This is a genomic window from Rhizobium favelukesii (assembly GCF_000577275.2).
GTDB classification, from domain to species: Bacteria; Pseudomonadota; Alphaproteobacteria; order Rhizobiales; family Rhizobiaceae; genus Rhizobium; species Rhizobium favelukesii.
The window spans coordinates 1-25,389 of the sequence record NZ_CBYB010000036.1 but is presented as its reverse complement, the minus strand read 5'-3'; the positions used below and the strand labels follow the sequence as shown (position 1 = coordinate 25,389).

Below are 25,389 nucleotides of genomic sequence, written 5' to 3'. Positions count from 1 at the left end.
TGCCTCCGGCATGACTTTCGCGGACTCGAGCCTGTGTCGAATCGAGATCGGCAATGTGGTTTGCAGCGCGGTACTCAGGTCGCCGCAAAGTGCGAGCCCCGCGAGTTGGGTACCATGGCCGACATAGTCGTTAACGTCCCATGCAGGCTCCGCCGCATGCCGGTCACCGGCCGCAAGCGCCGGCTGTATCAGTGGATGTGCCCGGCTGACGCCGCGATCGAGCATGTGATGAAGTTCGGATCCACGGTTGCTTCGAACGTCGTTCGATTGGAAAGGTCATCAACCCAGTCAAGCTGCTCTTCCACCGGCATTGCGTCGAAGTCATCGGCGGTGCGCGTCGGTGTCGCTAGAGCCCGCACGCATCCGAGGCTGCGAACCGCGGCGGCCAGTTCCTCGTTGGTCGCGACTGCAATGACAACAAGGTCCTCAGGGAACTCAAGCCTGTCCGTCCCCACGGCGACCCCATATTCCGCCGCTCTATCGACAAAAGCGGCCGCGCTATTCTTGTCGAGCCAGACTTCCCATGGCTTTTTGCCAACTTGTGCAGGGAAACGCGCGCCGGGGCTGCGCCAAAGGGCACGCAGACCCGCCTCGGAAATGGCGCTGATGCTTTGCACAAGATCGGCATTTTGGGGTGCCCCAGTGGAGCCATCCTCTTTGCGCGGGATGTCGCCGCCAAACGCTTCGATCTTTTGTCGCAGCTTCGCCAATCCCTTCTCGGAGGCAAAGACTGTCGCTTCGGCTGGCGCGCCAGCCGGCTTTTCGACACGAAGGAGCGTGAGCCCACTGGCGTTGAGGCTCTTGGTGACCATGACCTCGTTTGGCCTGCCCTCTATCGCGAGATAGACGCCTGGCAGATTGTCTTGGGCGAGGTCGGGAAGATGATCGAGCGCAGCGAGAAGTGCCTGCGCATGCGCTTGGCGATTATTGACGTCACTTGGATGACTTGCTGACCCGCCTGTTTTGGCCGCGAACGGGCGCACTTTTCCCAGTCCGTTCAGCGTGAAGTGGCGCCGGTCTCGAGCCATGCTTTTCCGTTCCTATGCCTTGAAGCGAACGTCGCCGCTCCAACGATGCGATGACAGCAGCCGTCTCAACCGCACCCATGTCGAGAATGACCGCGCGGCGGGCCGCGTCTTCCGCAGCAGCGATCACGTCTGCTGTCGACAAGCCAACCGCACAACCTGCGATCCGACCCAGTCGATGTTGGCAACTCCAAAACCGTGAAGTCGCCGGCGCATTGCCTTCTCGATGGCGTCCTGGTTGGGAAGATCGTAAGAGAGCACGAGATCGAAACGGCGCAGTACGGCACGGTCGAGCAACTCCGACAGGTTCGTGGTCGCGACGATGATAGAAGGGCCCATATCCTCGTCCAGAAACTGCAGGAAGGAGTTTAGGACACGGCGGGCCTCGCCAACGTCATTTTCGTTCCCGCGGCTTGATGCAAGCGCGTCGATCTCGTCGAAGAGGTAGACGCCCCGCGTGGTTTTGATCGCATCGAAGACCATACGAAGCTTCTGTGCGGTCTCGCCCATGAACTTCGTAATCAGACCGTGAAGCAGAACGGTGAACAGAGGATACCGCAACTCCGCCGACAAAGCTGCGGCTGTCAGCGTCTTGCCCGTCTCCTGGCGGGCCGGCAAGAAGAACACGCCTTCTCGGCCGCAAACCTCGTTCCTCAAGCTTTTCAGCGTGGTGAATTTCAGTGACGAGGTGCTTCAGTTCGTCTTCGATGATAGCGGGCACAATCACATCGGCCATTCGTGCTGTCGGATAACTGGCCGCTAAAAATCCTGCCAGTTCCCCTCGAGGAGCTGCGAGAGGCGTCAGCGTGGGCCGCTTCGCCTCGGGGGTCGCCGCCCCGGCTTCTGCCCATTGCCTCAACTGCTCGGCCAGACGGTCGTGACCCTTCTGGGATTCCGCCGCAGCCAGTTGCATCGCGAGATCGTAAAAACGATCCGCGTCGCCTTCAGCATGGCTCTTTACAAGCCCTATGAGTTGTTGTGCCGATGCCATCGTCTAACTCGCGCAATTTAGAAAGTCCGACTGATCTATATAAAAACTTTCTGAACAGATTTGCCTATGGTCTTCGGCGCAACTCGCCTGACCCTTGCGATTTCTTCATAACTTCGGGGAAAACGCTTCTCCCGTAGCGATTGTTCGGCGTGCATATCATTCGAGGCTGCGGAGCGCCACCCGTTGCGCTCACGACCGGTATCGTTCTTCCGCGTCACTATTGCTTGCCATTCCGAGTGCGTTCGCGACCTTTTCCAGCATTCGGCGGGCGGGCGAGGACGTTGAGTGCGGGTCGATATCACCCGTTTGCCGCCCACGAGTTGCATCGCCTTCGTCGATCTGAAACTCCGACACAATCTCTCGTAACCGCTTTGCCTCGACGGCAAGTGCCGTACTTGCAGCCGTGGATTCCTCGGCCATAGCCGCATTTTGCTGGGTAACCTGATCCATTTGATTGACTGTCCGGTTGACCTCAGAAAGGGTTACGGACTGCTCGTTGGAAGCGGCCGTGACGGCATCCAGCTGAGTGTTGATCAGTATGATCTGTTCCTCGATGATCTTGAGCGTGTCGCCGGTATCCCGGACCAACTTGACACCATTGCTGACTTCATCGACCGAATTGAGGATCAGATCCTTGACCTCTTTCGCGGCATGCGCGGAGCGTTGAGCAAGCTCCCGCACTTCCTGGGCAACCACCGCGAATCCTTTTCCAGCCTCACCCGACCGTGCGGCCTCGACGCCGGCGTTGAGCGCCAGAAGATTGGTCTGAAACGCGATTTCGTCGATGACACCGACAATACTCGAGATCTGCGAGGATGACCGTTCGATGCGTTGCATTGCCGCGACAGCGCTGGAGACCACTTCCCCGGAGCGGCGCGCCGACTTGTTTGCCTCGATCGCAACATGTCGCGCCTCCGCTGTGCGCCTTGAGGAACTGGCGACGTTCTGGGTAATTTGATCCAGTGCGGCGGCGGTCTGCTCCAAGGAAGCAGCCTGATGCTCCGTGCGGCGTGACAGGTCTTGGGCGCTCACACTGATTTCCTGCGCGCCGTCATCTATCGATCCGGTGGCGTCGGACACGGCTCTCAAGCTTTCAGCGAGTTGGGCAACAGCAGCGTTGAAGTTCGCGCGCAACGGTTCGAAGTCCCCGGCGAAATTGCCGTCGAGCCTGAACACGAGGTTGCCGCCGGCGAGTTGCTTCAGGCCTTCTGCCAGGCTGACCGTGGCCTCAGCCATATCCTGTGCCCGCTGACGCTCGGTCTCGGCGATGCGCGCACGTTCAATCTCGTTTGCGCCACGACTGGCCTCCACATCCTTTTCTAGATCCCGCGCCCTCAACTCGTTGTCCTTGAAGATCTGCACCGCTCGGGCCATCGATCCGATCTCGTCACGGCGGATCGTTCCCTCGATGGTCGATGTGAGATCGCCGTCCGCAATGATCTTCATCGTCACCACCATCTGCTTGATGGGTTTGACCAACCAGGTCCGAATTGCGAGAAAACCGAAGCACGAGATAACGAGGAGTGCCCCAATAGCCGCTCCCAAACTCAGCATGGACGTGTCACGGACCACGCGTGAAACATCAGCACGCTTTTGCTCTGCATCGGAGGCGAGTTGTTCGGTCACGGATGTGAACCGCGGCGAGATGGCAGCAAAGGCGGGTTGGCACAAAGTGAGATAGAGTTGCTGCACCATGGCGAGCTCGGCTTCACTGGTCGCGCCGCGGCCAACTGCGATGGCTGCACCACATGTATCGGTCAGGACGGAGAAACCATCCGACTTCAACTTTGGCAATTCGCTCTGCTCCGGAACCACAGCGATCGCCATATCCATGAATCTGACGAAGTTTTCTCGCGCGTCGTTCAGGCCAGCTTCTGCGCGCGACCTCGCCTCTTTGGACCGCGTCATCACCATGTCGCTGATGCTGGCACGCGCTGTTTCTAGACTTCGGTTCGACTGGGTCAAGCGAAGTGCTGCAGATGCATCTCTGTCGAGAAGCCCTCGATAGCTGTCGTTAACCTTCAGCATTTGCCGGCTCTGGTAGAACGCCAGACCGAGCGCCATGACGCCAAAGACAGCCATGATGATAAAGAACTTACCGACAATGGAAACGTGTTTCACAAGCCACTCCTCTAAGCCCAGTGGCACTCACGGTGCATGGATGTTCAGGTTCTGATCGTTTGATGTCTTGAGTTTAAAAAAATGGCTGCCGCCGAACTCGTGTTCGATGACAGCCAAGTTGCCTGGGAGGGCAGGAGAAAGAGTTGAACCCTAGCTGGCGATAGTTCGTGCATGTTCTGTCAGTCGCGGATCGCGGTCCCCGTTACAGGGTCGAACCAATGCAACTTCTCCAGATCGACAGTCAGTGGCAGCAGCTGATTGGGACGTGGTGTCAGCGCCGGTGGGATACGCGCCACAAGCCGGTTCTTGCCCTTATTGGGAAAGTCTTCCGTGTCTTCGGCATCGTTTATATTTATCGGCGGTGACGCGATGTCGAAAAAGACGAAGGTGTCAGCTCCAAGCGCTTCAGCGACTGGTATCTGCTCGTTGAACAATGCCTCAGCCTCCGGACAAACCTGGAACATCTCCGGGCGGATCCCGGCAATGACTTGTCGCCCTGCATAGGCCGACAATGCCGCCTTGGCTGGTATGGAGAAGGATATCTTAGTTCCAGTGACCGCAGCTTTGAGCGAGCCGGCTTCCGCCGTCAGCTCGACGCGGATGAAATTCATGGCGGGCGAGCCGATGAACCCGGCGACGAAGAGGTTGGCAGGCTTGTCGTAGAGCATCTGCGGGGTGTCGATCTGCTGGAGATTACTTTCCTGTCCGTTGAACACCGGCTTCAGCACAGCCACACGATCGCCCATGGTCATGGCCTCGACCTGATCGTGGGTTACATAGAGGGTCGTTACGCCAAGCCGCTGATTAAGCAGCTTCAGTTCACCGCGCATCTGCACGCGGAGCTTGGCATCCAGGTTGGAAAGTGGTTCGTCCATCAGGAAGGCCAAGGGATGGCGAACGATCGCTCGACCCATCGCCACGCGTTGGCGCTGACCACCGGACAATGCCCCGGGCTTGCGCTCAAGATAGCGGGTGAGATCGAGCATTTCTGCTGCGTCGCGCACCAGCTTGTCGATCTTGTCCTTGGGCATTTTGCGCTGCTGAAGACCGAAGGCCATGTTGTCGTAAACGGTCATATGGGGGTAAAGCGCGTAGTTCTGGAAAACCATCGCAATATCCCGGTCCTGGGGCTCGGTCTCGGTGACATCAGCGTCATCCATGAGCAGCCGACCGCTGTTTAGCGTTTCAAGGCCTGCTGCCATCCGCAACAATGTCGACTTGCCACAACCCGACGGGCCGACCAACACGACGAATTCTCCGTCCGCGACCGAAAAAGTGACATTTGCAACAGCAACGGTTCCGTCCGGAAAGGTCTTGCCGATCCCGTCGAAGGTCATGGACGCCATTTTATCTACTCCCCGTATTTTCAAGCGAGGCAAGCCGCACTGTTCGTGTGGACATGCCCCGCGCTTTTCGTTCCGGCTTTAGCCGATGTTCACAGCCTTGCCGGTCGCGACGGATTCCTCGATCGCGGCCAGGATCTTGGTGTTTGCGAGGCCGTCCTGTGCATCTGCCAGCAGCGGAGCGTCACGCACCACGCTATCGACAAAGCGAGCAATGGATTCCAGGACAAAGCCGCCGATACGCGTCGCGCCGGTGGGTGTTATGCCGATATAGTCATTGTATTTTAGTCCGCCATCGACGATCCGGCGCAGGCCGCCGCTATGGGTCGGGTCTGCCTGCACCTGGCCCTTTTCACCAACAAACTCGATCTTGAAATCGACGAGCGAAGGATTGTCACGCGACAGGATCCAGCTGTTCTCCATGGTCACGACCGTGCCCTTGGAAAATTCAAGCACCGACACATGGAAGTCCTTCGTATCCACGCCGCCGGCAGACAGGGTACCCGAGCGGGCGACGGAATAAACACGCACGACCTCGTCTGCGAGAATAAAACGCAGGACATCGACCAAATGGCTGCCCAAAAACCAGAGTGCCGAAGATTTTGCAGCCCAGCTCAGCATTTCGAATGGAACGAATGTCGTATTCGAAAGACGCGCGGTGCCGTGCTTGGCCAGGCCGATCTGACCGTCCTGAATCATGTCGCGGACCTGGGCAAGGATCGGATTCACACGGTTGTGGAAATCAATCATCAGCTTGCCCTTGGACTTTGCGGCAGCCGCAGCAATTTCCTCGGCTTCACGCACTGTCGTTGCAAGCGGCTTTTCGCTCAATACGTGCTTGTCGGCTTTCAGAGCAGCGAGAATGATCGGCGTGTGGGTAAAGTCAGGTGTCGCGACCGAGATCGCATCGATCTGATCGCTTAAGATCAGCTTGTGGTAGTCGATGAAGGCCCGCGTTGCGCCGTAGGTTTCCTTCATCTTCAGCGCCCTGCCCTCATCGAGGTCGCAAACGCCGACCAGCTCGGTCTCCGGCAAGACATTAAAGGTATGGGCGTGATTGCCGCCCCAGAGACCGGCGCCGATGACGCCCATTCGCATTTTGCACATTGCATTACTCCATTCATAAAGGGAAAGCTCAGCCCTTCACCGAACCAAAGGTGAGGCCTCGAACGACATATCGATCGAAAACAAGGAAGATGATCATCGGCGGTATCATCGCGAGCACGGCAGCGGCGGCGATGTAATTCCACGTCACTCCGCTCGTGGCGAAATATCCAAGTGTTCCGATCGGAAGGGTGGCGGTCGAGCGCGAGCTCAGCACCAGCGGAAAGGCGGCGTTGTTCCATGCGAACACGAAGGCGAACATCGAGGTGACAATGATGCCGGGACGAACGATCGGCAGTGTGATCCGCAACATGATCGTATACCAACGGGCGCCGTCGACCCGGGCAGCTTCCTCCAGTTCGACTGGAACCTCGTCGATGAAGCTCTTCATCAACCAGACGGAAAACGGGATCGTCAGTGTCTGGAGAACCAGGATCATCGAGAAGTAGGAACCCTGCAGACCGATGCGCGTGATGAGGATGAAATAGGGGATCAGAAACGCGACCGGCGGGGCCATCAGCAGGCCGAGATACCACAACATGATGTTCTTCTTGCCGCGTAGCTTGAAACGGGACAACGCGTAGGCAGCGGGAACCGAAAAGGGCAGATTGAGCAACACAGCACCGATTGCGACGATAAGGCTGTTGACCAGTTGCGGCGCATTGGTGCCGGGATCGACGAGGATATGCCGGAACGCGTCGAGATTGGGCTCGAAGGTAAGTTGCGGCGGCATGATGAACGCCGTCTCGGCCGGGCGGATCGCAAGAGCGATGAACCAGAGGATCGGCCCAACGAAGATTGCCAGGAAGAGGAGGCCGGCGGCGTAAGTGAGTGCCGTGTTGAAGCTCGTGTGGCGACGGAACATTTTACCACTCCTCGTTTCGGAACGCGAAGAACACGTAGAGGGCAACGATGACGTTGACGATCAGCACTGTGATCCAGGTCATTGCACTGACGAGACCGATGTTGAAGTTCACGAGGCCCTGTTCGTACAGCGAGTATCCGAGGGTGCGGGTGGAGGTGCCCGGTCCGCCGCGGGTGAGCACAAGCACCGTGTCGAAGGTGTTGAAGATTTGCATGAAGCGCAACATGACGATGATGATCGCCGTGCGCTTGATCAGCGGCAGCTTGATCCGCATCAGGATCGTCCATGCAGATGCCCGATCCAGTCGTGCGGCCTCCAAAATCTCGTCGGGGACGGCCAGGAGGCTTGCATAGAGAACGATTGCAAAGAACGGCGTCCATTGCCAGATGTCGACGAAGAGGATGGCCGCAAGCGCTGTCGACGGCGAGCCGAGAATGCCTTCCGCGGGAACGGGGAGCCAGAGCGACTGCAACACCCAGCTCAACAGTCCACCGCCGGGATCATAGAGGTAGCGGAACAAAAAGCCGACGACGATGGGCGCGATCGTGGTGGGCAGGATCAGCAGGGCACGCACAACGTTCATGCCAGGCAAGGCCTTGAGCAGGATGAGCGCGATCGCAAGCCCGAATGTGAACTCAAGTGCCGTGCCAAGGATTGACAGGATCAGCGTGTTGGCGAGCGCGGCGCGAAAGTCAAAGGCGTTGAAGGCCTGCACATAGTTCTCGAAGCCAACGAATTGGAGCGGTTCCGGTCCGATTTGCAGGTTCCAGAAGTAGAAGCTCGATCTCAGAGCAAACAGCAAGGGGTAGGCGATCAGAGCGAGCAGCATTACCACCGAAGGCGCAATCAGCAAGTAAGGTAGGTTTCGTCGGATAAAGCTCTTCCGGGCAGGCCCGAGGGCTCGCGAAGAGCGAACAATTGTCGTGTGCATTGCCAAATCCAGTTCTTCTTCCGTTGGCTGCCGGCGCGATCGCTGTCGCGCCGGCCCGAGGAGAACTCTATTTCTTCTTGGCGATTAGGGCTTTGGCCCCATGGAGAGTATCCGCGTAGCTATCCTTCTGGTAGGGGATCATGAGATTGCCCTTGAGGATGCTCTCGAACAGGCTGTTGGCGCGCTCGAGGCCGGTCTTCGGTTCTTCGCTGCCGGTCAGGAGCTGGTTCAGTGTGAGGCCCAGCACACTTTCGACGGCCGTATAACCAGGAACAGGCGGACGTGTGACCTTGCCATTTCCCTGCTTCATCATTGCATACTGCACATCGAGGTAAGGATAGATCGCCTTGACCTCTTCGTCCTCATAGAGCGAAGCGCGCGCAAAGTCGGAGAACTGATAGTTGAGGTCCGGCCAAAGAGCCATTTTCTTCTGCGTGGCCTTCGAGGTCGCCCATTTGATGAAGGCGTAGCCGGCCTCTTGTCTTTCGGAACTGGACGGGATGCCAAGGCTCCAGCCGCCGAGGCTGACTGTCTGAGGCACGCCCTCGGCTTTCGGCAAGGCCGCCGTTGCGTACCTGTCCATTACGTCCGATTTCTTGCCGGTCATGTAACCGGAATTCTTGATCAGATAGAAGTACGGGGTCCACCAGTAGAACATGCCGATGTCGCCCTTGGCAAACCGGGTGCCGGCGTCGAACCAGACATAGTTGATCGCTTCAGGCGGAGACAGCTTGTAGAGCTGCCTGTAGACTTCGACAGACTTGATCCAAGCGGGGCTTGTCAGTTGTGGGGAGAAATCCCACGGGGCGGCCGGGAACGATTTGAACCAGTTCGCCCCGTGGCTTGCCGAAACCTGCGTGAACATATGGACGATCGGCGACGGCTGGGAACCGCAAACGACGGTTGGAAACAGCGGCTTGCCGGCGAATGACTTGCCTTCCATCGACTTCAGTGTGTCGACGTATTTCGTCCAGGTCCAGTCTTCCGACGTTTCGGTCGGCGGCGCTGCGATACCAAGCTCGTCAAAGACGTCCTTGCGATACATGACCCCCTGCGCATAGGCGGCAACCGGCAGTGTGCCGACCTGGCCGCGCCACATGTTCGAGGAGTAGAGGACCTCCGGGATGAAGTCGGAAAGGTCGAATTCGCTGTCCTTGGCAATAAAATCGTTCAGCGAGATGATCCAGCCATTGTCGAGGTACTGCCCGAGCCACATCTGGTCAACAACTATGACATCGGCGTCCGAGGTCTTGGCGACAAAGGCCGACACGAGGCGCGACTGAAGGGCGTCATAGGAGAGGCTCTCCAATTCCACCTTGATGCCGGTTTCCTTCTCGTATTCCGGCACCAGCGCCTTCATCGAGAAGAAGAATGGGTCTTCAACGGACAGGACGCGGACCGTGTTCGCATCCTGTGCGGCACCTCGCCGTGGAATGGCCAACGAACCCGCGCCAGCCACAAGAGCTGCGACGGAAGCGCTTTTCAGCAGGTCACGTCGCGACATATTTCCGATATCGATCGTCATAAGAGCCTCCTCAGTTGATCTGTAATCCAACCCCGACCGGTCAGCGCAGCCCTTGGCTTCCGCTGTAGATACTGAGATTGTTACCCCTAGTTTGCTTTTGTCAGCAGTTAGTTTGTACGTCGCACAAACTTATGATAGTGTCAAGAAGTTGCCGCACTGAAAATTTGCGGGCATCAACCGCGACGCGCCGCCGCCATCCAATTGCGTCATGGGAAAGGCCTTATGCTGTCTGGCCGTTCGAGACTGTACAGGCTACAAAGGGATCCGGCAGATTGGAGATGAAAATTGAAATTTGAGAGCCAGCCGTCCTATTCGTTGGGCCAGCGCACGCCAACGAGCAGAGAAGTCCCTGCCGGCGAGAATGGCAGCAACGTGACGCTTGTCTCGCAATCAGCACTTGGCGCCATCAACCGGGGTCGAGTTCTGCAAGCGTTATATGATAACGGGCCAAAAAGTCGGGCAGATCTCGCCCGGCTTGCAGGCGTCAACCGCACGACGATAACCGGTATCGTGCAGCCAATGATCGAGGACCGGCTTCTTGTCGAGGGGGATGCGTCGCCTTCCGACGTCAAAGGCGGCAAGCCGGCTCGTCCGCTTTATTTCAACCCTGATGCACCGATGCTCGGCGCAGTCCTCCTTCTGCCCGGCACGATGCAGGCCTGCCTCGTCGCGTTAACCGGTGAGATCAAGGCCGTGACGAAAGCCGAGTTCGATCCGTTTGGCGACAAGCAAGCATTAATAGCGGTTATGACAAAGACACTTACTTCTACCCTGTCTCAAGCCCAGCAGGCACCATTCGGCATTGGCGTGGCGTCCGCTGGAATGATCGACAGCGACAATGGGGTCATTCTCACTGTCAACCTTGCTCCCGTTCTGACGGGCCTTCCCCTTGTAGCCATATTACAAGAACACTTCTCTCTCCCGGTTGTCATCGATCATCACCCCCGTGCCTTGCTTGTCGGTGACCGATGGTTTGGACCCGGACGTGGCCAACAAAATTTTGCGGCGGTCTATACCGGTGAGGTTCTCGGCGGAGCCTTCTTCATCGATGGCAAAGTCTACCGCGGACTTGCTGGTTCCGGCGGCGAACTCGGTCATAGCGTGGTCCAGATCGATGGCGCACTTTGCAATTGTGGAAAGCATGGCTGCTGGGAGACCGTGGCTGCCCTTCCCTGGCTGCGAAAAGAGGCCGCCCGGACGGGTTTGCCGCAGCCGGCAAGCATCACCTGTGCTCGCCTTGTCAAGGAAGCGGACGAGGGCTCGAAGGCAGCCGATGATCTTCTCGACCGCTACGCGCGCAATGTAGCTTTCGGCATCGTTAACCTACAGCAAACATTATCCCTTAACTCCTACGTCCTCCATGGAGACGTCGCCGGAGGCGGGACAAAGGCTGCAGAGCGGATCAGACGGCATGTCGAGCAGATGGTGGTGAAGAGACCAGGTCAGGAAATTTCCATAACGGTGAATGGTATAGGCGAAGGGCATACGGCGCTACGTGGAGCCGCAGGTCTGGTTTTATCAAGCCATCTTAAAGTGGTCATCTAAGGCGACAGGATGTATTCGGCTCGCTAAAGCAACAGCTGAAAAGTGGCTGTTTGGCGGGAGGCAGCGCCAGCGTCCCGTCAGCAGCGCAACAACGCGCTAAGAAGACGCTCAGGCTTTAAGTGAGACCGGCAGGAAACCCACAAAGCCGGTTATTTTCCAAGCTCCCCCTCCTTGGTGCAAAAGAACACCGATTGCCAGTTCAATATCTGAGAGCCTCCTTCCGCAAGAGCAATTGCGTCGTTGAAAGTCTTCCGAGCGGTCGCCGTTTGCCGTTCCACGCGGATGTCCAGCATATTTGATGCCCGGTAAAGAGCCTCTCTGCGGTCCTCGGCATATCGGGTGGAAGCCGAGCGCTAGGCAATCTCCGAGCCACGCATCACGGTAGGCTTCGACTGTTGGAAACCGTACTTCCCAACCTGCGGGATCGAGCGAGCCCTTCGCATCCAGTCCGCAAAACCCGTCAAACTTGAAGGATGGAGCAAACCGTCCAATCCTGAGCGACGAAGCCGTCGACGTCTTTGCGCATGAGCATTTCCAGATGGCATGGCGCTCGGTGTCTGCAGGAAAGATTGAAGGTTCCTTGAGTTAGGTGATCGTATCCTCTTCTGTTTCCAATTGACAATCCAGTATGTTTGTGCGACGCACGTACGAACAAGCGGTGTGATGAGCGCGGCTCAACGGCGTTGCGTCGAACTACCTTGCCCTGAGGGAACCGGGCCCATGACGATCTACCTGATTGGAATCGATGGCGGAGGCACGAGCTGCCGTGCGGCGGTTGCCGGTCCAGACGGACGTATTCTTGCGCGGGCCCAATCCGGCCCAGCCAATATTCTCTCTGATCCGGATACGGCGCTTGAGAGCATTGCCGATGCGACCCGTGCGGCTTTCAACGCGGAAGGTATTGATGCGCGTTGTATCGGCTCGGCGCGTGCAGTTCTCGGCGTTGCGGGCAACAATGTCGGCGACGCGGTTCGCCACGTAAAAAACCGGCTGCCCTTCCCCGAGGCAGACATCGAGTCAGACGGGCTTATCGCGCTACAAGGTGCGCTTGGCAATGACGACGGAGCTGTCGCCATTTTAGGAACCGGCACGATCTACATCTCACGCCAGCGCAATACGGTGACTTACATTGGCGGATGGGGCTTTACGATCGGCGACCTTGGCAGCGGCGCTCGTATAGGACATGCGCTTCTGCAAGAAACGCTGCTGGCTCACGACGGCATCCATGCTATTTCCGGAGTGAGCGGCTCCGTCCTTGCGGAATTCAAAAACGATCCACGGAATATTGTCGAGTTTGCGCGTCAGGCAAAGCCCGGTGACTTCGGTCGTTATGCGCCGCGGGTATTCGAGCATGCGAAACAGGGCGATGCCGTTGCCGCGCGCCTGTTGAAAGAAGCCGCTGTTTCAGTTGACGAAGTGCTGGATCGTCTCGTCGCACGAGGGACACAGAAGATTTGCCTGCTCGGTGGGTTGGGGCCGCTCTATCCGTCATGGATCGCCGCACGGCATCAAAATCTACTGGCCACACCCGTGGGCGATGCACTGACGGGGGCCGTAGCCCTGGCGGTCTCGCGCTTCAGGCATCTGAAGGCGATCGTATGAGTGACAGGCTTGCGGCCATGCCTCCACGATGGGGCATAGACATCAGGGGCGCCGGTCCGCTCTATCATAGGCTTCGCCTGGCGCTTGAAGAGCCAATCCTCTCGGGTAAACTCAAAGAGGGCGATGTTCTTTATCCCGAGCGGGATCTGGCTGCACATGTCCACGTCAGCCGTGTCACGGTCCGCAAGGCAATCGACCATCTCGTACGCCACGGGCTTTTGGTTCGTCGACCCGGCTCGGGAACCTTCGTTTCCGGCTCAGCCCTCCGCGCAGATCAGCCTCTGTCATGCGCGGTGTCTTTGACAGGTGAGGTCTCCTGGCGCGGATCGGACACGGAAGTCGTGTGGATCGAGCGCAGCACGTCGCATCCCGCATCAGAGGAGATGATGACACTCGGCCTGTCCGGCGACAGCCGCGTCACGCGCCTCACGCGCTTGCGGAGTTCGGCGGGCCGGCCGCTTGCTATCGAACGCATATGTATTTCCTCGGAGTTCCTGCCCGACTCGCTTAGCGTTACCTCCTCGACCGACAAAACACCCGTGGACGCAGACTTTAGACCCGTCCGAGCGATCGAGCGCATTTTCGCATGCAACATCGAAGACCCGGACGCCAACATGCTCGGCGGCACCATTGGAACGGCCGGTCTCTTGACGAAGCGCGTCGCCTATCTTGCTTCGGGCCGCGCGATAGAATTCACCCGCTGCCTTTTCCGAGGCGATGCCGACGGCTTCGTCACCGAACTCACCTTTCTCGAAAACTGAACCGCACTTCTCACAAGACAGGATCCCTATCATGCAGGCCACCGTGCAGACGAACATGCGCCGAGAGATCGACGAAATTCCAGAAGCTGCTGCCAGATTGCTTGATCGCTTAGTGAAAGACTTCGCTGCCGCCGGCGCGGCTTTGCGCACCAAGGATCCCGCATTCGTCGTCACAGTCGCGCGAGGCTCCTCCGACCATGCTGCCTTGTTCCTGAAGTATGCGATCGAGCTCACGGCCAAATTGCCCGTCGCTTCGATTGGACCCTCGCTTGCGTCAATCTACGGCACCGAGCTCAACCTTAGTCGCGGCGCAGCCATCGCGATCTCGCAATCCGGTAAAAGCCCCGATATTGTCGCCCTGGCCGACTCAGCCACGCGCGCCGGCGCCACCTCGATCGCTCTGACGAATACGCTGCCCTCGCCGCTTGCGGAAGCCTGCAACCATTCCGTCGACATTCTGGCCGGCCCGGAAAATGCAGTAGCCGCCACCAAATCCTATGTCAACTCCATCGTTGCGGGCCTTGCGGTGCTGGGAGAGTGGACGGGGGATTCTGCGCTTAAATGCGCGGTGGCGGATCTACCGATGCACTTTGCCGCAGCGGCGAAACTCGAATGGCGGGAATTTGCCGCCGACGCCGGTGAAGCCGAATCCATCTATGTGCTGGGTCGCGGCCCGGCACTGGCGATCGCCAACGAAGCGGCGTTGAAGTTCAAGGAGACGACCGGGATTCATGCCGAGGCCTTTTCCGCGGCGGAAGTGCTGCACGGACCCGTCGCACTCGTCGGACCGCGTTTTCCGATACTGGCGCTTGCGGCCCGCGACGCCGCCGAAGGTTCGGTCGCGGAAGTGGCTGACGAACTGGTTGCCAAGGGCGCCTTCGTCCATATCACCTCGCCCCTTTCAGCAACGGCAAATCCCCTGCCCTTCGTCGAGACCGGTCACCCGATCACCGATGCGCTGGCGCTAATCGTGCCATTTTATGGTTTTGTGGAGGCCTGGTCACGTTCGCGAGGCCACAATCCGGATGCACCCGCAAACCTGAAGAAGGTCACGGAAACGCGATGAGTTCGAACCTACAAATAAAGGGCGCTCGGATCTTCGACGGCATGGAATGGCATGACGATGCCGCTCTTGTTGTCGAGGCCGGGCGAACCGCGACCCAGGTGTCGTCGGCGCTGCGCTGGCGACCGGGACATTATTTGCGGGGATAATCGCCGATGGCTTCCATGTCGTCCCGGCAGCGATGGGCATCGCAATCCGAAGCAAACAAGGCCCCGGCCAGATTTTCCTGGTAACCGATGCGATGTCGACCATCGCCACCGACATGACACGCTTGAACGGCCGCGAAATTTTGCGCGACGGCGGACGACTGACGGTTTATGACGGCACCCTCGCCGGCGCCGACATGCTCTCCTCCGTGCGTTTTGTGCATGAAAGGCGCGGGCTTCCACTGGAGGAAGCGTTTCGGATGGCTCAGCCTATCCCGCCGACGCCGTGGCGTATTGCTAAGCAAAAAGGCCGGTCTGTGGCTGGAGCCGACGCCGATTTTGTACTGCTGACGCCCGAGCTGGAACTGGAAGTCAAGCTAGATAGCTGGACGGAGGGTTTTCGAAGCCAACGTTCAAATGTGATTTTAAGTCGAGTTTTTGGAGTTTCTCCTTTGGTAAAGGCCATGTTTTCTGTGCGGAAACCCGCTGAGCATTAGCTGAACGCATTCCAATGGCCGCGCCTGCAGTCGCGCAGTCGATGGCGAGTTTCTACCGTATGAAGAACGGGACCGATTTGCCATGAAGACAAGGATGCTCTCCCCGTTTGAAAGAACCTGCCTTTGGTGGGTATCGCGAGGCAGGACCCTTGCTGAGATCGCGTTGATCGAGGGTAAGAATATCGCCGAAATCGAGCTTTATCTGGAGCGCGCGGTTGTTTCGCTCAATGCCGGATCCATAGAACAGGCGCTTGAGAAAGAGAAGCTCAGACAATCCGACTAAACGGCACATCCGCAGGCGCCGGTCGCTTCAAGATTGCCTTAAACGTAATGCAGCGTCTTGCGACATTCGCCCGGAGAGTCTGAAGGATCCGAGGGTAGTCGGCCTGAAGGGTGAATCATTGTATCGCTTCTCCAACCCGCGTCATGCGAGCCCGGCTTGCGACGGTATCTGAACCTAGAGCGGAGACTGTTCATACGCCATTTGGCCACCCTGAAAAACCTTGGCGATTGCGGGAGAGGGCGTTTTCGGACCGAAGTGCGGCGCCGTCCTCTCGACCTCGCCGTCTTCTTTTCAGTCCGCTATGACCCCTTCCGAGCCGCCGGCATCGTGACCGCCCGCGTCAAGGGCCGGCTCCGCCGGGCGAAAGCCTCCCTTGACGCGGGCGGTGCGAATGCGGCACGCCTCTTTTCTTTCATTCCCGTTTTTCCTTCTCTCTGATCTTTAGCGTCTCGTTCCAGTCCTCCTCGGGCGGGCGCAGCCGCGTCCAGTCGCAACCGCCGTCCTCAGCAAGCGCCCGCAACCGCTCGGCAAACATATCGCCTTGAGAATTGGCGTCCGTCGCCGCGACCAGCCGTGCGCCTGGCCGGGAGGCCAGTTCCCGCAGCGCCGCTTGCGTGGCCGGCGACCATCCGCCGCTGGTACTGAGGTAGAGCGTGCCCTCGCGCAACCCTTCGATTGCCGCAAGACTTATGGCATCGATCGCGGCTTCCGTGACTGCCAGACGCAGAGCAGTCGCCGGCCCGAGACGGAAGAGAACCTTCGTCCCTCCGGACGCGAAACCTCTATATTGCGGACCGCGCGCCTCCCAGCCGGTCACAACGCCAGTACTATCGGTATGCGCCGCCCATATGCTGCCGTGCGGGCCTTCTCGCAGAAGGTCTTTCTTGATCGCCGCGCGGAGCAAAGGTGCAGGTACACAGCGCTCGTCATGAAGGTAATTCCATGTCGATGATCCAGGCCATGGGCTACGGCGCGTCTGCCAACGCTGAAGGATAGAAGGGTTGTATCCTTCGCCACACCTCGCAGGCTGCCGTTCCGGTTCGGTCATCGTGAAGCCGACGAGATCTGCCACCTTCTCGGCGCTCTCGAGAAATCCGACATGATCGATATGTTCGACAAGCCCGAACACATCGCCTTTCGCATCGCTGAGCGGATCGAACCATCCGCGCCCCTCATGCGTGACGATGATAATCTCCCCACCGCGGCGAAATTTGATGGCCCGCCGTGTGCTTCCCTGCTTGTCCATGGCGAAGCTCGCCTGTTCGAGAACGGCCGCGCAGTTCACCCGTTCTCGTAACGCCTCAATTGCTCTTCTCTTCATCTTGCTCCCGATCGCTCGGCGATCGGCCTCCGTTGCCTTTTCCTTGCCCATCGTTTTGCGGGCACCCTTCAGACCGCCGCGAAGAGCAAAGGCGGCAATGGCGCGGCTGGCAATTGTCGGATCATGCAATGGTCGGGTCGACCGCGGCGTAGCCTCCCTTGCGGCCTGCAGCTCGCAAGAGGCACGCCAAAGGCAGGAGCCGGCTCGATGAGCCGACCAGGGAAAAAATTCACGGATGATCTCAATGTCGTCGTCTGCGTCGATCTCGTCCTGGAAGGACGCCGTATTCACCGTCGACCTCGAAGGCGTGGGACTGTGCAAGGGAAAGATCGTGCGACATTTGAGAGGCTCCATCCGGGAGCCGGCCAATCTCGCTCGATGGCTCCTCAAAGCCTCGGGTCCGGCGCGATCACCGCAATGCGCAGCCGAAGCGGCCCGCAGCTTGCTAGCGGACCCTTTATGGGTTGATCGTAGAAGATCCGGAACCGGGCCAGGACGCCGTCACAGACAAGCGGATTGGATTGCTTCGGTGCCATAGTCGGTTTCGCTACGTTCCCGACCCCTCCCAGCAACTGATCCTCCCCAGGAGCCGTTGTCTCCGTCTTCTCACGATCGATCCGAAAATTTGGCGACGCCGCAAGCGGTGGCACGGGGCACGAGCAGAGCGAGAATAAGCAGTCTATGCGTGCTCGATTGGTAGTCCAAACCCTCGGACACGACAATTAGAAAGTGACGTTTTTTTGTGCTTGTCGCGGCCCTAGAGGTCCAATTGCAAGGCGGAGACGCAGGAAATTTCCCGAGTTCGGCTGAAAATATCGACTCATCTTCGCTCGATTCGGACCTCCTGCGGCGCTCCGTCCACGTTGTTTTCGCCGCCCCACGGTGCGTGCTTCCTGGTGGTAAATGTTACTGCGGACAGATTTGGAAGAGCCGTCGGCTAGCGCGTGCGTTCCTTTGAAGCCTCATTGCGAAATGGCAGCTCTCTCTGTACTCAGGCGACTAGAGATCTGGGAGGCGAAATGACCATGAGGAAGACGCGTGTAGCTATCAACGGATTTGGCCGCATCGGCCGCACGATCCTCCGGATCCTGCTGGAAAAGCGACAGGACTTTGAACTTATCCTCATCAATGATGTCGCTCCGTTGGATAGCTGCGCTTACCTGTTTCAGTTCGACAGCGTATTCGGGCCCTGGGCCGGAAGACGTCGACGTACTTGATCGATCGATCAGGATCGGCTCCGTTGCCTTTCCCTTCCACAATGCCCCAGACGTCAGGAGCCTCGATCTTTCCTCTGTCGACATCTTTCTCGAGTGCACGGGGCAGCCCTATACGCGAGAGTTTGTATCGCGGGCACTCGAGGCCGGAGCCAGGGGTGTTCTGATCTCGGGACCGGCAGAGTCGGCCGACATAACCGTGGTGCTCGGCGCCAACGAGGAGATCATTGGCGGGAGCAGGATAGTCTCCAACGCCTCCTGTACCACGAACGCGCTCGCCCCTCTCCTCAAGATAATCGACGAAGCATACGAGGTAATTGGAGGCCAGATGACGACGGTGCACTGCTATACAGGCAGCCAACCCACCGTCGATCAGCCAAGGAGTGATCCCGCTAGAAGTCGAGCGGCAGCGCTGTCGATGGTGCCAACGACAACCAGCGCGCACAAGCTGGTTGGCAAGGTACTCCCCCACCTCGCTGGCAAGATCGAGGCCCGCGCTATTCGGGTGCCCACGGCGAGCGTGTCCGCCATCGACCTCACCGTCTCGCTCGGCATCGAACCCTCGCTGTCCGACGCTCGAGAGGAACTGAAGAAGCGGGCACTCGCTTCAGGTGTTCTGGGATGGACGGAACGGCCACTGGTTTCCGTGGACATGCGAGCGCGTCCGGAGTCGTTGGTGATTTCAGGTCCGGAGATATCGGTCTCGCCTGGTGGTTTGCTACGGGTGTTCGGCTGGTACGATAACGAATATGGGTTCGCCACAAGGATGCTCGACGTCGCGAAGCTGCTCGACGATCACAGCCTCGCGAACGAGGGATGCTCCCGCATATTGAGCCAGTGAGGCAGCCTCCTTGTCTCAACTGGCGCCTTAGGGACACGATCAACGTGGAGAGGTCGTGCAGTACGAACGCTGCCCGCCTAGTGAGAACGGGAGCGGCGTCGTGAGGTTGGTCATCGATGCGGCGAAGCCGTTCCGCTGAGACCCTGTTTCGCTCCGTACCCCGCCCTCCCACTACTTTGGGAGATTTTTAGCGGGCGGCGATTTTTGGGATTGAACTAAGCCGCTGATCGCGGCGATTTTTTGCGAGCTTTGAGCGGATCCTCCTGCCTGAGAGGATGGTGGTGTTTGTAAACCCACCCTTCAGACAGGAGGTCCAGATGGCCGAGATAAGCCCTCTTCGCCGCCGGATGATCGAGGACATGACGGTCCGCAATCTGTCTCCGGCCACCCAACGATCCTATATCAATGCCGTCCAGAAGTTCAGCCGCCATTTCGGCCGCTCGCCCGATCGGCTCGATCTTGAAGACGTCCGCGCGTTCCAGGTCTACCTTGTCTCAGGTGGAATATCCTGGGCGGCATTGAACCAGATCGTCTGCGCGCTGCGGTTTTTTTATGGGGTCACGCTCGGTCAGAATGAGATCCCGGAGCGCATCCCCTATGCCCGCGCACCGCGGAAGCTGCCCATCGTTCTGTCGACGGACGAGGTAGTCCAATTCCTGGAAGCTGTCTCCAGCCTGAAGGCGCGTGTGGCACTAACCTGCGCCTATGGAGCCGGTCTCAGGGTCTCGGAAGTCTGCGGACTAAGCATCGGTGATATCGACAGCTCGCGCATGGTGATTCACATCACGCGTGGCAAGGGCGGCAAAGCCCGCTATGTCATGCTGTCGCCGGAACTGCTCGGGATTTTGCGCAGCTATTGGCGGCTTGGCGCGGCCCAAGGGCATTCTGTTACCTGGGCGCGATCCTGAGAAGCCGATCGAGCCGTGGGTGCTGCATGCCGCCTGCCGTTCGGCGGTTGCGGCGGCGGGTCTCTCCAAGCACGTCACCGTCCATACGCTGCGCCATTCCTTTGCTACTCACCTGCTCGAGAACGGGACCGATATTCGTATTATCCAAGTACTGCTCGGTCATGCACACCTGTCGAGCACGGCACATTACACGCGGGTTTCCACCGACACGATCCGCTCCACGGCAAGCCCGCTTGACCGATTGCGACTGGAGGTGACGCCGCCGGTATTATAGTCGGTTGAGACCGGCTTTCGAAGTTGCCGACATCTTTCGGCAACACGGTGGCTCCTACAGGCAAGAGAACGCCGGTCATCTTGGTCGCGGCGAACGACGTGTCATGGGCGCGATCGAAGCTTGCCGCACACCCAGGCTCGGTGGCCATGTCGATGCCTGCGATGAGTGTGGCCAGCGTAAACTTCGCTGTGAGGCATACGGTGAAAGCCGTCGGGTAGTACGTGGAGAAGGAAGCGCCGGATAAACTCGAGCGGGTCAAGGCGCATGATCTTCTCGCGATCATGTCTTTGGCGTCGATAGTCCTTCCACCGGAAGTCGACATGCTCGTCATCGGCACTGGCTCCAGCGGACCTTTCCGTCAGGCTTTGAGCAAGCGCGGTCTGCTGTGGGCAGTTGGTCTGTCGCGACGCCAGAACGTCTATCCCGCCGACGTTGCCCTCCCAGTCGCGAAGGCTGGACAGCCCCGCAAATACCTGGACAAGGACGCTTGTCTATCTCAGATTGGCTATGTCGCGCAGGAGCCTCATGAACCTAAGCTTGAGCGATAACGTCTTGTTCGGGCGTCAATTTATAGACGGGGAGATTGCACCGGTGTTGCACAGTGTGAACCTAGGCGACAAGCTTGAAGAGTTGGCAGAAGGGCTTGATTTCCAGATTGGAGAGCGGGGCCGCCCATTTTGCGCAGGCCTGCGTAGATGTTTCGCTTAGTCGTCTCGTCGAGCGCGGAACTCGCCTCATCGAGAATGAGCAGCTTCGGTCGTTGCAGGACGAACTTAATGACTCGATAGACCGAATTCGAGCCCGGCTCTGGACGAGACCTCAGCAGGTATTCGAGGGACAGAACGGAGCGCGCTCCCGCGGAACTGATCGCCGAACTTGGAAGCTGCTTCCTTTGCGGGGGGCGCGCCGGAGGTGGAGTCTCGGCCGGACCATGCATCTTTCCTCGGCTCGTGGCTGAAGATTCTATCCGGCGACAGACGGGCCAGCTTCCTGCACGGTCTCCAGCCCATTTAGGCCGACGAGAGAGAGTATGCATAGGAGACGTCAAGGTCGGTCGTTGTCACCGCAACGGCCGACAGCTCTTTCGGCTCTCTCTCTCCGCGAGGGGCATGCGGATCGGATGTGAGGTCAGGCTTCCCTCAGATCGATGGGTTTCGATCGGTGGCTTTCAGGTTTCGGGACCGCTAGATTTCGACGATAAACGGCTTTGTCTGCAAACGCATAGATCCTCCAGGCGACGAATTGCGCCCCAGCAATATTGCGTTGCTGAGAGGAGGCAACTACCCGGGAGGCCGAGTTTGTCGCGTCCAATGTAGTGCTCTGACATTGAGACAGGGCAACAGGTTCGCGGCTGCAACGTTCCGGCACGGCAAACGCCTGACGAGTGTCACTATCGTCAGGTTCCTCCCACCGCTGTCATAGGCCACGTCCTCCCCGGGCTCGATGAGGCATGTCTGATCGGAGACCGGCTTCGCCTCGATCGTTCTCCGCAACGGCCATCCGCAACTTTCTTCCCCTGCGACTGCGTTCCCATTCCTCGCGGAACAACAAAGTCGCTTCCGGCCGCCCTCCACTTCGTTTCGGCCCCCTCCGGGGTGCGGTCCGATCGTCCCCGATCCTTGCGACAGCCATCGAGGCCGCGAAGGGCGCGGCCCGAAACAACCGAAAGGAACTGGACATGGCTACCATCGGCACCTTCACCGCAAACGAAAACGGCTTTACCGGCTCGATCCGCACCCTCGCACTCAACGTCAAGGCCCGCATCGCCCGCGTCGGCAACCCCTCCGACAAGGGTCCGCATTTCCGCATCTACGCGGGCAATGTCGATTATGCAGAGAGCGGGATTATGCGGAGTGTTGGCCGCTGAAGCCTGCTTTTGCCGGTGTTTGCGGTGGATTTTACTCCGCATAATTCCGGAGCCATCTGTGCCGCTGAGATGGATAGTGCGTCTTAAAATGCGGACGTCTTTGGCCTATGCTGATCCGCATGATCATTTAGGCGAAAGCTGCAAATTTGGCGGAAAAGAATAATGCTTGGGAGAACATTGCTCGCATTCGAGGGCGGTTAGCCGATCTGAATGACGAGCGGATGGTGCTTGAGCGTGAGCTGGAAGTGTTTGAGCAACAGCTGATTTCCGATAGCCAGGCCAACGCCGAGAAGCCAGCCTTCGCCGATGCCCCTGTTACCAACAGCTCACCGTCGATGGAGAAGGTGGAGTTATTCCGGCAGTTGTTTGCCGGGCGCCCAGATGTCTTTCCGGTACGATGGGAAAATAGAAAGGATGGACGCACCGGCTATTCGCCATCCTGTTCCAACGAGTGGGCGAAAGGGATCTGCGGCAAGCCGAAGGTGAAATGTGGGGACTGCCCCCATCAGGCGTTCATCCCGTATTCCGAGGATATCATCGAAAAGCACCTTCGTGGCGGCGATGCCCGCTCAAGCGACTTTGTTGCCGGCGTATATCCATTGCTGCAAGACGAAACATGCTGGTTCCTTGCTGCTGACTTCGACAAGGAAAGCTGGGCGGACGATACCAGAGCGTTGCTGGCAACCTGTCGTGCAAAAGGAATTGCCGCAGCCCTCGAACGGTCGAGGTCGGGAAACGGAGGCCATGTCTGGATATTCTTCTCCGAACCCGTTCCGGCGAAGATCGCCCGACAACTGGGGGCCGCGCTGATAACAGAGACGATGGAGAACCGCCCTGAGATCGGCTTCACGTCTTATGATCGCTTCTTTCCCAATCAGGATACGATGCCACTTGGCGGCTTTGGCAATCTGATCGCGCTTCCCCTGCAAAGGAAAGCCCGTGAAAATGGCAACAGCGTTTTTGTCGATGGCGACCTGCAACCCTACGATGACCAGTGGGCATACCTGTCGTCTTTACCCAGGTTGTCGGCGGACGAAGTCTTCAGGATCGCCGACGAAGCCGAATTGTCCGGGCGGGTCTTGGGCGTTCGGATGCCGGTCGATGACGAACATGCCGACGAGCCTTGGAAGATGTTACCGTCGCGTCGGAGCGAGCCGCGGCGAATTGAGGCTGCGATCCCGCAAAGCATCAAGGTCGTGATCGCCGACCAGGTTTACATTGATAGGACCGAGCTTCCGTCCGCGCTGATTGCGCAGTTCGTGCGCCTGGCAGCATTCCAGAACCCGGAATTCTATCGTGCGCAAGCAATGCGATTGCCGACATTCGGCAAGCCGCGGATCATCTCATGTGCCGAGCTTCACCCACGCCATGTCGCGCTGCCACGAGGCTGCTTCGACGAAACTGTAGAGCTGATCAGGAGCCATGGCGCGATCGCCATTTTGGAGGATCTCCGCGAAGATGGAGAGGCTCTACCCGCCGGCGTTTCGTTCCAAGGGGAACTGCGACGGCCACAATCGCGGGCCTTTGATGCTCTTGTCGCCAACGATAACGGCGTGCTCGCCGCCACGACCGCCTTCGGCAAGACAGTTGTCGCAGCTGCACTCATAGCGCATCGAAGCCGCAACACGCTGGTTCTTGTTCACCGCAGGGAGCTTCTCACCCAATGGGTAGAGCGTCTGAGTTCCTTCCTGAGCATCGAACCAAAGCAGATCGGCATTATCGGTGGCGGGAAAAGGAAGCCGACAGGGATCGTCGATGTGGCGCTGATCCAAAGCCTGGTTCGCAATGGCGAGGTCGATGACATTGTCGGCAATTACGGTCATCTGATTGTCGATGAGTGCCACCATCTGTCCGCTGCAAGTTTTGAACTTGTCGCTCGCAGATCCAAGGCGCGATATGTCGTCGGCTTATCTGCCACCGTTGCCCGAAAGGACGGTCATCATCCGATCATCTTCATGCAATGCGGCCCTGTTCGCCATCGGGTCGATGCAAGAGTTCAGGCTGCCGAGCGTGGTATTCGCCACCGTGCCCGCGACCGTTCGACGAAGTTTGAGTTGCCAGCGTCACTCGTCTCGGCCGAGCGCCCGTCAATGCCAACGATCTATGCGGCCCTTGCGCAGGACCAAGGCCGAAATGACCTGATATTCGATGACGTGCTGAAATCCCTCGAGGCCAAACGTTCGCCCATACTGCTGACAGAGCGTAAGGATCACCTCGATTATCTCCCAGCAGAAGTTCTCGCCGTTCGTGAAAAATCTGGTGGTGCTGCGCGGCGGCATGTCGGCGAAGGATCGCAAGCAAGCCAACACGGCGTTGAATGTTGCGGACGATGACGAGCGCCTGATACTTGCGATAGGCCGCTATATCGGGGAAGGCTTCGATGACGCCCGGCTCGACACGTTGTTCCTGACCATGCCGATCGCCTGGAAGGGAACTCTGGCGCAGTATGTCGGCCGTCTGCATCGTCAGCATGATGGTAAGCGGGACGTCCTGGTCGTCGATTATGACAGCAGCAAGACACGTGGGCCTGTGAGGCCAAACTCGCCGTGCCGATAACGGATGAGCTGCATACCGACTTCTGGAATGGATTTTAAACCTCCGATTTGTTCAACACGCCGGACTTCCCCGGCGCCGACAAGCAACTGGAGGTAATAGTGACAAAGCGAAAGTATAGACATCGCCGCAGTATCAATGTTCGGATCAACTGGCTACAGCCGCATGTCGATGGGTTCAAGGAGTGGTTATCCCAGCGGAATTATTCGCCTGCAACGATCGTGGAGGTGGTGCGTCTGTTGGCGCTATGGAGTGACTGGGTGCGAGCGACCGGCTTCGAGATTGACACGCTCGCTGTTGGCTTCGCCGCATCGGCGTCGGTGTTCCAAGTTAGAGCATTTCATGTTTTGACAGAAGCATAGCCCGCGTTTTCGAGATAGTTGGCGCATTCGTCGGGCTGGGTTGTTTCGACTAGCCTGCCGATGTGCCGCCAGGTTTCGTCAATTGTTCGGCGCTGCGCGTGCCGCATCCAGTGTTTGATCTTCGAAAAGGCCTGCTCAATCGCTTTGTCATGATGACTCTCCAGTGCGGGTTCCTGTTGAGGCATGCGATAGGCTGACAAGCCAGATACGTTGAGTTCCTACTTCAACGATACGCCCTTTGAGCTCT

Annotated in this window: 17 protein-coding genes and 9 pseudogenes; 14 read left to right on the top strand and 12 right to left on the bottom strand. The window is 58.5% G+C overall.

Annotated features, from left to right (window positions below; translation table 11 throughout):
• From LPU83_RS73840 to LPU83_RS34945, 9 genes are all read right to left on the bottom strand, one after another.
• The coding region (locus LPU83_RS73840; protein ID WP_342213964.1) for a S8 family serine peptidase at nucleotides 1–225 on the bottom strand (225 nt) is incomplete at its 3' end.
• Nucleotides 189–1,028 carry a hypothetical protein gene (locus LPU83_RS73835; RefSeq protein ID WP_231052315.1) on the bottom strand — a complete coding sequence of 280 codons (840 nt, stop codon included), beginning with the start codon at nucleotides 1,026–1,028 and terminating at the stop codon, nucleotides 189–191. The genes LPU83_RS73835 and LPU83_RS73840, both read right to left, overlap by 37 nt.
• Before the next feature lie 123 nt (nucleotides 1,029–1,151).
• Nucleotides 1,152–1,652, bottom strand: a complete 501-nt coding sequence (locus LPU83_RS73830; protein WP_244656121.1) for an AAA family ATPase — start codon at nucleotides 1,650–1,652, stop codon at nucleotides 1,152–1,154.
• Between the two features lie 553 nt (nucleotides 1,653–2,205).
• Nucleotides 2,206–4,137 carry a methyl-accepting chemotaxis protein gene (locus LPU83_RS35160; protein ID WP_024319169.1) on the bottom strand — a complete coding sequence of 644 codons (1,932 nt, stop codon included), beginning with the start codon at nucleotides 4,135–4,137 and terminating at the stop codon, nucleotides 2,206–2,208.
• 179 nt (nucleotides 4,138–4,316) lie between these two features.
• The gene (locus LPU83_RS35130; protein ID WP_024318630.1) at nucleotides 4,317–5,483 is read right to left on the bottom strand and encodes an ABC transporter ATP-binding protein; all 1,167 of its coding nucleotides are present in this window, start codon (nucleotides 5,481–5,483) and stop codon (nucleotides 4,317–4,319) included.
• A 78-nt stretch (nucleotides 5,484–5,561) separates the two neighbouring features.
• Entirely contained in the window at nucleotides 5,562–6,587 is a 1,026-nt protein-coding gene (locus tag LPU83_RS34995; RefSeq protein ID WP_024318629.1) for a Gfo/Idh/MocA family protein, read from the bottom strand.
• 28 nt (nucleotides 6,588–6,615) lie between these two features.
• Nucleotides 6,616–7,449 carry a carbohydrate ABC transporter permease gene (locus LPU83_RS34990; protein ID WP_024318628.1) on the bottom strand — a complete coding sequence of 278 codons (834 nt, stop codon included), beginning with the start codon at nucleotides 7,447–7,449 and terminating at the stop codon, nucleotides 6,616–6,618.
• A gap of 1 nt (nucleotide 7,450) precedes the next feature.
• The gene (locus LPU83_RS34975; protein ID WP_024318627.1) at nucleotides 7,451–8,380 is read right to left on the bottom strand and encodes a carbohydrate ABC transporter permease; all 930 of its coding nucleotides are present in this window, start codon (nucleotides 8,378–8,380) and stop codon (nucleotides 7,451–7,453) included.
• A 67-nt stretch (nucleotides 8,381–8,447) separates the two neighbouring features.
• Nucleotides 8,448–9,905 carry an ABC transporter substrate-binding protein gene (locus LPU83_RS34945; protein ID WP_024318626.1) on the bottom strand — a complete coding sequence of 486 codons (1,458 nt, stop codon included), beginning with the start codon at nucleotides 9,903–9,905 and terminating at the stop codon, nucleotides 8,448–8,450.
• A gap of 285 nt (nucleotides 9,906–10,190) precedes the next feature.
• On the opposite strand from LPU83_RS34945, the gene LPU83_RS34855 reads away from it, so the two are divergent.
• The 6 genes and pseudogenes from LPU83_RS34855 (at nucleotide 10,191) to LPU83_RS34790 (ending at nucleotide 15,802) form a co-directional block, all read left to right on the top strand.
• Entirely contained in the window at nucleotides 10,191–11,450 is a 1,260-nt protein-coding gene (locus tag LPU83_RS34855; RefSeq protein ID WP_024318625.1) for an ROK family transcriptional regulator, read from the top strand.
• Nucleotides 11,451–12,170: 720 nt separating this feature from the next.
• On the top strand, nucleotides 12,171–13,052 hold the full coding sequence (locus tag LPU83_RS34840) for a glucosamine kinase nucleotide-binding domain-containing protein (protein WP_157997308.1): 882 nt from the start codon (nucleotides 12,171–12,173) through the stop codon (nucleotides 13,050–13,052).
• Nucleotides 13,049–13,813: a GntR family transcriptional regulator gene (locus LPU83_RS34830; protein WP_024318623.1), complete on the top strand. Its 765-nt coding sequence runs from the start codon at nucleotides 13,049–13,051 to the stop codon at nucleotides 13,811–13,813. The genes LPU83_RS34840 and LPU83_RS34830 overlap by 4 nt, the downstream gene beginning before the upstream one ends.
• Nucleotides 13,814–13,844: 31 nt before the next feature.
• On the top strand, nucleotides 13,845–14,879 hold the full coding sequence (locus LPU83_RS34825) for an SIS domain-containing protein (RefSeq protein ID WP_029710492.1): 1,035 nt from the start codon (nucleotides 13,845–13,847) through the stop codon (nucleotides 14,877–14,879).
• Between the two features lie 76 nt (nucleotides 14,880–14,955).
• A pseudogene (locus LPU83_RS34800) lies at nucleotides 14,956–15,420 on the top strand (N-acetylglucosamine-6-phosphate deacetylase); the annotation flags it as partial.
• Between the two features lie 193 nt (nucleotides 15,421–15,613).
• Nucleotides 15,614–15,802 (top strand): helix-turn-helix domain-containing protein, encoded by a 189-nt coding sequence (locus LPU83_RS34790; protein ID WP_244656120.1) that lies wholly within the window; start codon nucleotides 15,614–15,616, stop codon nucleotides 15,800–15,802.
• Between the two features lie 412 nt (nucleotides 15,803–16,214).
• Here the strand turns inward: LPU83_RS34790 and LPU83_RS34785 are convergent, their stop codons facing one another.
• On the bottom strand, nucleotides 16,215–17,414 hold the full coding sequence (locus LPU83_RS34785) for a DUF3991 and toprim domain-containing protein (RefSeq protein ID WP_231052318.1): 1,200 nt from the start codon (nucleotides 17,412–17,414) through the stop codon (nucleotides 16,215–16,217).
• A 728-nt stretch (nucleotides 17,415–18,142) separates the two neighbouring features.
• Here LPU83_RS34785 and LPU83_RS34780 point away from each other — a divergent pair.
• The 3 pseudogenes from LPU83_RS34780 to LPU83_RS34765 all read left to right on the top strand — a co-directional run.
• Nucleotides 18,143–19,178: pseudogene (locus LPU83_RS34780) on the top strand (type I glyceraldehyde-3-phosphate dehydrogenase).
• A gap of 317 nt (nucleotides 19,179–19,495) precedes the next feature.
• A pseudogene (locus LPU83_RS34775) lies at nucleotides 19,496–20,360 on the top strand (tyrosine-type recombinase/integrase).
• 4 nt (nucleotides 20,361–20,364) lie between these two features.
• Nucleotides 20,365–20,544 (top strand): annotated as a pseudogene (locus LPU83_RS34765) (transposase zinc-binding domain-containing protein); the annotation flags it as partial.
• Between the two features lie 4 nt (nucleotides 20,545–20,548).
• Here LPU83_RS34765 and LPU83_RS34750 read toward each other — a convergent pair.
• Nucleotides 20,549–20,689, bottom strand: a pseudogene (locus LPU83_RS34750) (transposase); the annotation flags it as partial.
• 3 nt (nucleotides 20,690–20,692) lie between these two features.
• On the opposite strand from LPU83_RS34750, the pseudogene LPU83_RS34745 reads away from it, so the two are divergent.
• From LPU83_RS34745 to LPU83_RS73820, 5 genes and pseudogenes are all read left to right on the top strand, one after another.
• Nucleotides 20,693–20,833 (top strand): annotated as a pseudogene (locus tag LPU83_RS34745) (IS701 family transposase); the annotation flags it as partial.
• Between the two features lie 336 nt (nucleotides 20,834–21,169).
• A pseudogene (locus LPU83_RS73825) lies at nucleotides 21,170–21,374 on the top strand (zincin-like metallopeptidase domain-containing protein); the annotation flags it as partial.
• A gap of 664 nt (nucleotides 21,375–22,038) precedes the next feature.
• Nucleotides 22,039–22,215 (top strand): annotated as a pseudogene (locus tag LPU83_RS34735) (DUF736 family protein); the annotation flags it as partial.
• A gap of 158 nt (nucleotides 22,216–22,373) precedes the next feature.
• On the top strand, nucleotides 22,374–24,560 hold the full coding sequence (locus tag LPU83_RS34730; RefSeq protein ID WP_244656119.1) for a TOTE conflict system archaeo-eukaryotic primase domain-containing protein: 2,187 nt from the start codon (nucleotides 22,374–22,376) through the stop codon (nucleotides 24,558–24,560).
• Nucleotides 24,505–24,783 (top strand): hypothetical protein, encoded by a 279-nt coding sequence (locus LPU83_RS73820; RefSeq protein WP_231052320.1) that lies wholly within the window; start codon nucleotides 24,505–24,507, stop codon nucleotides 24,781–24,783. Before LPU83_RS34730 ends, LPU83_RS73820 begins: the two co-directional genes overlap by 56 nt.
• Nucleotides 24,784–25,120: 337 nt before the next feature.
• On the opposite strand, the pseudogene LPU83_RS34710 reads toward LPU83_RS73820, so the two are convergent.
• Nucleotides 25,121–25,285, bottom strand: a pseudogene (locus LPU83_RS34710) (IS630 family transposase); the annotation flags it as partial.
• Nucleotides 25,286–25,389: the final 104 nt, after the last annotated feature.